The organism is Williamsia sp. (assembly GCF_016462415.1).
In the GTDB taxonomy this organism is placed as follows: domain Bacteria; phylum Actinomycetota; class Actinomycetes; order Mycobacteriales; family Mycobacteriaceae; genus Williamsia_A.
The window spans coordinates 1-9,182 of the sequence record NZ_JAEMTF010000024.1; the positions used below are offsets into that span (position 1 = coordinate 1).

10 protein-coding genes and 1 riboswitch are annotated in these 9,182 nt (G+C 69.2%); of the genes, 8 read left to right on the forward strand and 2 right to left on the reverse strand.

Features of this window, described 5'->3' with window-relative positions:
• Nucleotides 1-610 (reverse strand): exonuclease domain-containing protein (locus tag JHC79_RS08345; RefSeq protein ID WP_296389697.1); only part of this gene is annotated, 610 nt, incomplete at its 3' end.
• Nucleotides 611-783: 173 nt separating this feature from the next.
• On the opposite strand from JHC79_RS08345, the gene JHC79_RS08350 reads away from it, so the two are divergent.
• The 5 genes from JHC79_RS08350 (at nt 784) to JHC79_RS08370 (ending at nt 5,718) form a co-directional block, all read left to right on the forward strand.
• Complete coding sequence (locus JHC79_RS08350) at nt 784-1,077, forward strand: hypothetical protein (protein WP_296389698.1); 294 nt, start codon at nt 784-786, stop codon at nt 1,075-1,077.
• Between the two features lie 109 nt (nt 1,078-1,186).
• Nucleotides 1,187-1,356, forward strand: a riboswitch (cyclic di-AMP (ydaO/yuaA leader).
• A gap of 16 nt (nt 1,357-1,372) precedes the next feature.
• Nucleotides 1,373-1,966 carry an NlpC/P60 family protein gene (locus tag JHC79_RS08355; protein ID WP_296389699.1) on the forward strand — a complete coding sequence of 198 codons (594 nt, stop codon included), beginning with the start codon at nt 1,373-1,375 and terminating at the stop codon, nt 1,964-1,966.
• Between the two features lie 212 nt (nt 1,967-2,178).
• Nucleotides 2,179-3,222, forward strand: a complete 1,044-nt coding sequence (locus tag JHC79_RS08360) for a C40 family peptidase (protein WP_296389700.1) — start codon at nt 2,179-2,181, stop codon at nt 3,220-3,222.
• Nucleotides 3,223-3,224: 2 nt separating this feature from the next.
• On the forward strand, nt 3,225-4,592 hold the full coding sequence (locus tag JHC79_RS08365; protein ID WP_296389701.1) for a hypothetical protein: 1,368 nt from the start codon (nt 3,225-3,227) through the stop codon (nt 4,590-4,592).
• Nucleotides 4,593-4,599: 7 nt separating this feature from the next.
• A complete protein-coding gene (locus JHC79_RS08370; RefSeq protein ID WP_296389743.1) occupies nt 4,600-5,718 on the forward strand; it encodes a glycosyltransferase family 4 protein in 1,119 nt (372 codons plus the stop codon).
• A gap of 12 nt (nt 5,719-5,730) precedes the next feature.
• Here the strand turns inward: JHC79_RS08370 and JHC79_RS08375 are convergent, their stop codons facing one another.
• Nucleotides 5,731-7,539 carry a long-chain fatty acid--CoA ligase gene (locus tag JHC79_RS08375; protein WP_296389702.1) on the reverse strand — a complete coding sequence of 603 codons (1,809 nt, stop codon included), beginning with the start codon at nt 7,537-7,539 and terminating at the stop codon, nt 5,731-5,733.
• Nucleotides 7,540-7,690: 151 nt separating this feature from the next.
• Here JHC79_RS08375 and JHC79_RS08380 point away from each other — a divergent pair, with 151 nt between their 5' ends.
• From JHC79_RS08380 to JHC79_RS08390, 3 genes are all read left to right on the forward strand, one after another.
• Nucleotides 7,691-8,092, forward strand: coding sequence for a hypothetical protein (locus JHC79_RS08380; RefSeq protein WP_296389703.1), 402 nt, complete (start codon nt 7,691-7,693; stop codon nt 8,090-8,092).
• A 6-nt stretch (nt 8,093-8,098) separates the two neighbouring features.
• Entirely contained in the window at nt 8,099-8,536 is a 438-nt protein-coding gene (locus JHC79_RS08385; RefSeq protein WP_296389704.1) for an SRPBCC family protein, read from the forward strand.
• 23 nt (nt 8,537-8,559) lie between these two features.
• Nucleotides 8,560-9,182 (forward strand): ArsA-related P-loop ATPase (locus tag JHC79_RS08390; RefSeq protein ID WP_296389705.1); only part of this gene is annotated, 623 nt, incomplete at its 3' end.

The following is a 9,182-nucleotide window of genomic DNA, read 5'->3' on the forward strand; positions in this document are numbered from 1 at the left end:
GGGTGGGGGTGGTGGCGACGGCGAAGTGCCGGGCCAGAGCGGACAGCTTCACCGTCGGCGCCTCGTCGCGGGGGAGCACCCGGCGGGCCAGTTTCACCGTGCACAGCACCCGACGGAACGTCCAGGGGTGGCCGAGCTCGGCGGCGGCCGCCCGCAGGAAGGACATGTCGAAACCTGCGTTGTGCGCGACGAGGACGCAGCCGTGTGCGAACTCCAGGAACGCGGGCAGCACCTCGTCGATCCGCGGCGCGCGGTAGACCATCGCCTCGGTGATGCCGGTGAGGGCGACGATGTGCTGCGGTATCGCCCGTCCCGGGTCGACCAGTGTCGCCAGTTCCCCGAGGATCTCCCCACCACGGACCTTCACCGCCCCGATCTCGGTGATGCGGTCGGTGGCGGCGCTGCCGCCGGTGGTCTCGAGGTCGACGACGACGAACGTCGTCTCGAACAGCGGGGGATCGAAGCCCGCATCGCCGATCGTGTCGAACGACAGCTGTGTCCCGAGGACCGCCGGATCGTCGCCGTCGGCGATCTGCGCTGGTCGATTGGTGCCGGTGGGACCACTGGTGCTGCTGTGAACATCGAGGTCAAGGTGATCAGGGAGACCCATGAGGCGAACATTAGTTCGACGGGCCGACGGCGGCGGTGTCGAGGCCGGCATGACGAAGCGCGGATCGATGCCGGTGAACGTTGTCGGTGGGTGTCGTTACCGTCGCCCACGAGAGCCTCGATGGCCCGGACCGGGTCGCCGGGCCGACAAATTCCACCGACTTCGTAAATGAGATGGAGATCACAATGCAGCTCGACTGCGCGACCTGCCCCGGCCGTCCCCGTGCCTGCGACGGATGCATGATGACGGTGTTCTTCGCGGCTCCTACCACCAGAAACGGTGCCGACGGCCCGATCGGGATCGACGCGTCCGCGGCACGGGAGGCCGATCGCCTCCACCTCGCCATCGACACCTTCATCGCGGCCGGGATGGTGGACGCATCCGCGCACGAACTGCCCATCGTCCGGGAACACGGTGGTCAGGGAGTCGAGGGTCACACGAACGTGCGCAGGCTCCGCGCGAGTTGAGGGTTTGACCCACGACGCACCGAAGATGTGTCCCGGTGGACAGATGAGGGGGACGTTTCGTAACCTTTCCGAGACCTTACGGAGTAACCCGCTTCAAACGGAGCGGATCGTCTGGTCGCCGCTCAATCGTCCTGCGGGACGAACCGGGGAACCATCACTTCGGACCACGTCCGATCGGGGTGAATCCCCCGTGCGCAGCACGTGCCTGTGTACGCGGGTAGGGCCACTCTTCCGGCCCGAATCCGACAGCTAACTCGGTAGGCGGCTGAGGAAGAACTAGAGGAGAACTCGCTTCGTGGCGAAACACCGTTTGGAACAGCCGAATACCGGGTTGAAGACCGCACGCAACGCCGTGGTCACCGGTTCGATCGCACTGGGCACCGTGGCCATGGGAGCCGGTCCCGCACTCGCAGCACCGGTCACCGTCCCTGGCATCGGCACCTTCGAGGTCCCCGGCATCACCGAGAAGCAGGTACCGCCGCAGTTCAAGTCGAAGCCCAAGCCCAAGGGGCCGCAGACGTCGCCGAACCTGTTCGGCAACGTGGGCGCAACCGGGAAGCGCGCCGCATCGGCTGCGCTGACCCGGATCGGTTCGCCGTACGTGTACGGCGCCGCGGGCCCGACCGCCTTCGACTGCTCCGGACTCGTCTACTGGGCCTACAAGCAGGCCGGCAAGACCATTCCCCGCGACAGCTACGGCCAGCTCGGCGGCGGCACCCCGGTCGCCAAGAAGGACCTGCGTCCCGGCGACGTGGTCATCTTCCTCGGCGGATCGCACGCGGGTATCTACATCGGCAACAACAAGATCGTGCACTCCTCCACCGAGGGTGTCCCGGTCCAGAAGGCCAGCCTGGATTCCATGTCGTTCTACGGTGCCCGTCGCTACTGACACCTCGGCCACGTATGAACGGAGACCTCCGACCCGAGATCGTCGGAAACGACGAGATCACGCCTCGCCACGTCATATCCTTCCGTGGGCGAGGGGGGAGTTCACGCGCCGCGGGCGGCGGTACTCGGATGTCGAGAAGCGTCGGTCACTCCAGGTGGTGATGGCTCGTCGATGATGTGGGATCGGGTGTTGCGGAAGTGGGGATGGAGCAGGTGCGTGTGAATCGAGCGGCGGTGGTCATGCGACTGCTCACGACGGTGGTGCTGACGGCACTCGTCATCGCGCTCGGGTTCGGGTCATCCGCGGGTGCCGATCCGTCACCGCGCAGTCCCGATCAGCTGCTGACGCGGTACAACTCACTCGGCCGCGAAGCCGAGAAGTCCGCCGAGGCCATGCACAACGCGGAGATCCAGCTCGCCGCCGGACAACGGGCGGTGTCGGAGTCCAAGGCCGGGGTGGCAGCCGCGACCAAGACCCTCGACGGATTGTCCGCGCGACTCGACGAACTCCAGGGGCGGGTCGACGGGCTGGCCCGCGCCAGTTACCGCGGCGCCCGGGTCAACCGGCTCTACGCTGTCCTCGTCTCCGACTCGCCGCAGTCGCTGCTCGATCAGATGTCCGGCCTCGAGATGGTCTCCCGGCAGACCGTCCGGGACCTGAAGGCGTATCGCACGGCCAGCTCGGCGGCGACGAAGGCGCGGGACGCGGCCACGGCCGCGGGCCGTAAGGCGGCCGATGCGGTCGCCGCCGTCGACAAGCGCCGCGCCGACCTCCAGTCCAAGCAGAGCGACCTGCAGCTGCAGATCGCCCAGGTCAAGGCCGTCTACGAGTCGCTGACCGGCAAGCAGCTGGCCGCCCTGCGCGGACCCGAGATCGATTTCGACCCGAAGCTCGTGGCCCGGGGCACCGCGGCCGAAGCCGTCGCGGTGACGGCGGCACTCACCCGCATCGGCGACCCCTACGTGTGGGGCGCGACCGGTCCGGGCCAGTTCGACTGCTCCGGGCTCATGGTCTGGGCCTACCGGCAGGCCGGCAAGGTGTTGCCCCGATCCAGTGAGGCGCAGCTCGCCGGCGGCACCCCGGTCGCACGTCAGGACATGAAGCCGGGCGACCTGGTCATCTACTACGGCGATGCCAGTCACGTCGGCATGTACGTCGGCGACGGTTATGTCGTGCACGCGTCGACGTTCGGTGTCCCGGTCAAGGTGGTCCCGGTCGACGACGCGGGCCCCTTCAACTCCGCCCGGCGATACTGACCGTGCGATCCGGGTCCCCCCGGTCGTCGCGCCCGGCCCGACGGTTCTCCACACGTCTCATCGCCCTCGCTGTCGTCGCCGCCTCGCTGGCCCTCGCGGGCTGCGGGTCGTCGTCGGAGCCGGAGGCCGCGCCCACATCGCAGGCCAATGTCTATGAGGACCAGCGAGAGTCCTCGGTTCTCGCCACCCTCGACCGGCTCACCGCGGCTCAGCGTGCAGGCGACACCGCCGCGGTCGACGCCCTGATCGATCCCGCGGCCACGCCGCAGTTCCGGGCGTCTCTGGCGCGGCAGACCACCAACGTGCACGCCGCCGGTATGGCCACCTTCCGGTACCGGATCGATCGGACCACGGCACTCGGTGAGGTCCTCGTGCCCTCCGACCTCCAGGCGCGTCTCGATGACGAGGGCAGTTCCGACTCGTGGATCGCCCCGGTCGGGTTGCAGTACGCACTCGCCGGTGTGAACGAACCCCCGGTCAACGTCGTCCGACCACTGGTCCTGGCCCGCTATGACGACACGTGGAAGGTCGTCGGAGATGCCGGGCCGATCCAGGGCGAAGCGGCGCCCACCCCCCAGTTCTGGGACTTCCCGGGCGTTCGGGCCACGCGTGCCGCCACCGCGGGCGGCGAGTCGGTCGTACTCGGCTACCCCGGCAGCACCGCACTCGCCGCCCGTCTGACGTCGTCGTTGCCCGGCGCGGTAGCTGCGGTGACCGCCTTCTGGGGCACCCAGTGGCCCCGTCGAGCTGTGCTGATCGCGACGGACTCGACGCCGGCGTTCGCCGCCCTGTCGGGAAGCGAGGGGGCCGACTCGAGCGCCGCCGCGGCCGCGACGGTCTCGGCGTCCGCCGATGCGGTCGACGGTTTCACCGAGGGGCAGCGGATCGTGTTCACACCCGGTTCGGTGACCGGACTGGCCGGCCCCGCTCTCGATGTCGTGCTGCGGCATGAGATGACCCACGTCGCGGCTCGCACCAAGACCGCACCCACCTCGGCCAAGTGGGTCACCGAGGGAGTCGCGGAGTACGTGGGTCGCAAGGGCACCTACCGGCGCCTCTCGGACGCTGCTCCCGACCTCGCGGCACAGGTCGCCGCCGGCGACGCCCCCGCGGCCCTGCCCACCGACGCCGCCTTCACCGTCTCCGGTCCCCAGGCGCCGATCGCCTACCAGAGCGCCTGGTCGTTCGCCGCCTACGTGGCAGGGAAGTACGGGGACGCCAAGCTTCGCTCCCTCTATCTCGCGCTGGCCACCGGCCCCAGCACGGCGGACGCTCAGGCCGCGGCGATGCAGGCCCAACTCGGTGCGCCCGGCGCGACCGTGCTCGCGGGATGGCGGACGTGGTTGACCGAGCAGGCTCGCCTACCGTGAACGGGTGATGCACCGGACGTTGTTGGTCACCAACGATTTTCCGCCGCGACCCGGCGGTATCCAGTCATACCTGCAGAACCTCGTCGACCGGCTGCCCGCCGATCGGATCACCGTCTACGCGCCCCGGTGGCGTGGCGACGCAGCGTTCGACAGCGCGCAACCGTATGAGGTCGTCCGCCACCGCACCGGACTGATGCTCCCGACCCCGTTCGTCGCACGCCGGGCCGCAGCGCTCGTGCGCTCACACGCCATCGACACCGTCTGGTTCGGCGCGGCCGCGCCGCTGGCGGTGCTCGCCCCCGCGGTGCGGGCGGCGGGGGCGCGGCGAATCGTGGCCAGCACCCACGGCCACGAGGTGGGGTGGTCCATGCTGCCCGCGGCCCGTCAGACGCTGCGGCACATCGGCACCCACGCCGATGTCGTGACGTTCGTCAGCACCTACACGCGCGGACGGTTCGCCGCTGCCTTCGGCGCCGACGCCGCCCTCGAGCACGTGCCGCCCGGCGTGGACACGGTGCGCTTCGCTCCGAACCCCGACTCCCGCACCCGGATCCGTGAGCGGCACGGTCTCGGTGATGCGCCGGTGATCCTGTGCTTGTCGCGACTGGTGCCCCGCAAGGGGCAGGACGTGCTCATCGACGCCCTGCCTGCGATCCGGGAGCGCGTTCCCGGTGCCCGGTTGCTCATCGTCGGCGGCGGACCGTACCGCGAGGACCTGCAACGACGCGCGCGCCACGGTGGCGTCGCCGATCACGTCATCCTGACCGGGTCGGTCGACGTGCACGACGTACCGGCCTATCACGCGGCCGCCGACGTCTTCGCCATGCCCGCCCGCACCCGTGGACGTGGGCTGGACGTCGAGGGCTTCGGCATCGTCTACCTGGAGGCGTCGGCCAGCGGGATACCGGTCGTGGCAGGCACTTCCGGTGGCGCGCCGGAGACCGTGCGCCGAGGGGTGACCGGTGAGGTCGTGGACGGTCGTGATGTCGGCGAGGTCGCCGGCACCATCGCCGGCATCCTCGCCGACCCCGCCCGCGCCGCGGCCATGGGTGCAGCCGGGCGCGAGTGGGTCGTCGAGAACTGGCAGTGGCAGTCCATGGCCCGCCGGCTCGCGACCCTGCTGTAGCGCCGAGCGAACTCAGCGGCCGTACAGCGCCTCGATCTCGTCGGAGAACTTGTCGGCGATCACCGACCGCTTCATCTTCATCGTCGGGGTCATCTCGCCGGATTCCTCGGTGAAGTCGTCGGGCAGGATGCGGAACTTCTTCACGCCCTCGGCGTGGGACACGGTCCGGTTGGCGACCTCCACCGCCGTCGAGATCACCTCACGCAGGTCGGGATCGTCGACGAGATCGGCGACCGTCGCCGAATCCGACTTGCCCGCACCGGTCTTCCACGTCGAGAACTCGTCCGGGTCGATGGTGACGAGTGCCCCGATGAACGGCCGTCCGTCGCCCACCAGCATCGCCTGCGAGACCAGCGGTTCCGAGCGCATCGCGTCCTCGATGCCTGCGGGGGAGACGTTCTTGCCGCCTGCGGTGACGATCAGTTCCTTCTTGCGTCCGGTGATCGTGATGTAGCCGTCGTCGTCGATGCTGCCGAGGTCGCCGGTGTGGAACCATCCGTCGGTCAGCGCCTCGTCGGTGGCCTCCTGGTTGCGCCAGTACCCGTCGAAGACGACCCCGCCGGACAGCATGACCTCGCCGTCGTCGGCGATCCGTACGGTGTTGCCGCCCAACGGCTTGCCCACCGTTCCGATGCGCTGCGCGTCGGGGGTGTTGACCGAGAACGCCGCGGTGGTCTCGGTGAGGCCGTAGCCCTCGCAGATCGGCACACCCATGCCGCGATAGAAGTGCCCCAGACGTTCCCCCAGTGGCGCACCGCCCGAGATGGCCAGGCGGCACCGTCCGCCGAGTGCGTCGCGCAGCTTGGAGTAGACGAGACGGTCGAACGCGGCGTGCCGCGCCCGCAGGAGAAGTCCCGGGCCGCCGGTGTCGAGTGCGCGGCTGTATTCGACGGCGGTGTCGGCCGCGGCGTCGAACAGCTTCTCGCGTGGCCCGCCGCCTGCGTTCTGGCGTGCGGTGTTGTAGACCTTCTCGAACACGCGGGGTACGGACAGGATGAAGTCGGGACCGAACTCCCCGAGATGCGCCACCAGCTTCGGGATGTCGCTCGTGAAGCCCACCTCGGTACCGCTCTGGATGGCGACGATCGTGATGGCGCGTGCCAACACGTGGGCCATCGGCAAGAACATGAGGGTGCGTGATCCGGGCTGGAGCAGCTCGCGCAGGTCGGACTGCAGAACCGCGGCGGTCTCGCTGAGCAGGTTCGCGTGGGTCAACATGCAGCCCTTGGGTCGACCGGTCGTCCCCGAGGTGTAGATCAGGGTGGCCGGATCCGCCGAGGTGACGCCGGAGCGGCGCGCGGTGATCTCGCCGGGGTCGACATCGGCGCCCTGCTCGGTGAGTTCGGCGATCGCGCCGTCGGAACCCGCGGGTCCGTCGATCTGATAGATGCGGCGCACCGAGGACAGGCCGTGCTCGAGATCCTCCACGATGGATCGGTGCGCGTCGTTCTCGATGATCAGGGCGGTCGCCTCGGAGTCCTGCAGGATCCAGTCGATCTGCCCGCCCGATGACGAGTCGTAGATGGGCACCGTCACCGCGCCCGCGGACCAGATGGCGAAGTCGATGATGGACCACTCCGGCCGGGTCGACGACAGGAGGGCGACGCGATCGCCAGGCGCCACGCCCTGTGCGACAAGTCCTTTGGCCACGGCGTCGATCCGGGTGGTCAGATCCCTGGCGACCAGCGGTTTCCATTCGGAACCGTCGGCGATCCGGAACACCACCTTCTCGGGTTCCTTCTCGGCGATGTCGACGATGATGTTCCCGCAGTGGTCGTCCGGGCTGATCTCGAATGACGCGGGCACGCTGTGTTCGCGCATGCCGACCTCCATGGTTGCGATGGGAGACAGGCCGCGATCGGCCCTGAGCGCAAGCGTAAGCCTCGGCGGGGCGTCGTCGGGGTGAGGTCGGCGACGCCGGCGACCGCGGGAGCGTGTACGAGGCGAACGGTCGGTGTGTGAAGCTAGTGCGGTGAGCAGCATTCAGGTCGCGGACGAGACCTTCGTCGCCGCGTCACCCCACGCCGTGCGTGAGGTCCTCGGCGATCGGGCGCACTGGCGCCGCTGGTGGCCCGACCTGACGCTCTCGGTGGTCGAGGACCGCGCCGAGCAGGGATTCCGGTGGACGGTCGCCGGGGGCGTGGTCGGCACCATGGAGGTGTGGTGTGAGTCGGTCCTCGACGGTTTCGTCCTGCACTACTTCGTGCACGCCGAACCCGATGAGATACTGCCCAGCGGCGGTCGCGCACTCGGCGACCGGTTGGCGCACCTGAACCACGATCGCAGGGTGGCCGGGCGGGTCATGTCGACCGAGGTCAAGAATCGTCTCGAGGCCGGCCGTTCGATCGGCGACCCGGCTGCGGGGAGGAACTGAGGTCCGATGGCAGACAGAACCGAACAGTCCATCGTCATCAACGCCGATGCGGACGCGATCATGTCGGTGATCGCGGACTTCGACCGCTACCCGGAGTGGGTGTCGGCGGCGAACAAGGTGGAGATCGTCGATCCCGGCGACGGCGGGCGGGCGCGTCAGGTGCGGTTCACCCTCGACGCCGGCGTGCTGCGTGACACCTACGAGCTGTCCTACGTGTGGACCCCCGACGGCAACGCGGTCGAGTGGGATCTGGTCAGCAGTGACCTGCAGACCGCCCAACACGGCCGCTACTCGCTGGTGCAGCAGGCGTCCGGGTCGACCAAGGTCACCTACGAACTCATGGTGGACCTGGCGATCCCGATCATCGGCGCGCTCAAGCGCCGCGCCGAGAAGGCCATCACCGATGCCGCGCTCAAAGAACTCAAGAAGAGGGTCGAAGGCTGATCGATCTCGCGCCCATCCATCTCGTGATCGGCCCAGGGGGGGCCGGCGTCTCGACGGTCGCCGCTGCGGCCGCCGTCGCCCCGCCGCGCTCGGCGGACGGTGGATCCGACGGTCGCACCCTGCTCGTCACCCTCGATCGTTTCCGTCAGGCGGCACGCGTTTTCGGAGTGTATTCCACTCCGGGACAGGCGATCCCGGTGTCGCAGCGGGTGAACCTGCTCGAGATCGACACCCTCGCCCTGCTCGGCGATGTGTGGGCGGTGCTGCGTGGGCCGATGGCGCTGGCCGGCGGTGCCGCAGCCGCAGGGGTCAGCGAGATCGACCCCGACGAGCTGACCGGGCTGCCCGGGATCGAACAACTGCTGGCCTGGCGGCGGATCCGCGACGAGGCCGTCTCCGGTGCCTGGGAACGGGTGATCGTCGACTGCTCGGGCGGTATCGACGCGGTGGGCTTTCTCGGGGTCGCCGAACTCGTCGCCGGCTATCTCGAGAAGATCTGGCCACGGCACCGTCGTCTCGCGGGTGCGTCGGAGAACCCGAAGCTGACCGGGGCGGCGGCCGTCATCGACGCCCTCGTCGCCGACTGCGAGGACATCATCGGTCTGCTCGTCGACCCGACATGCGTGCACGCGCACCTGGTCGTGCC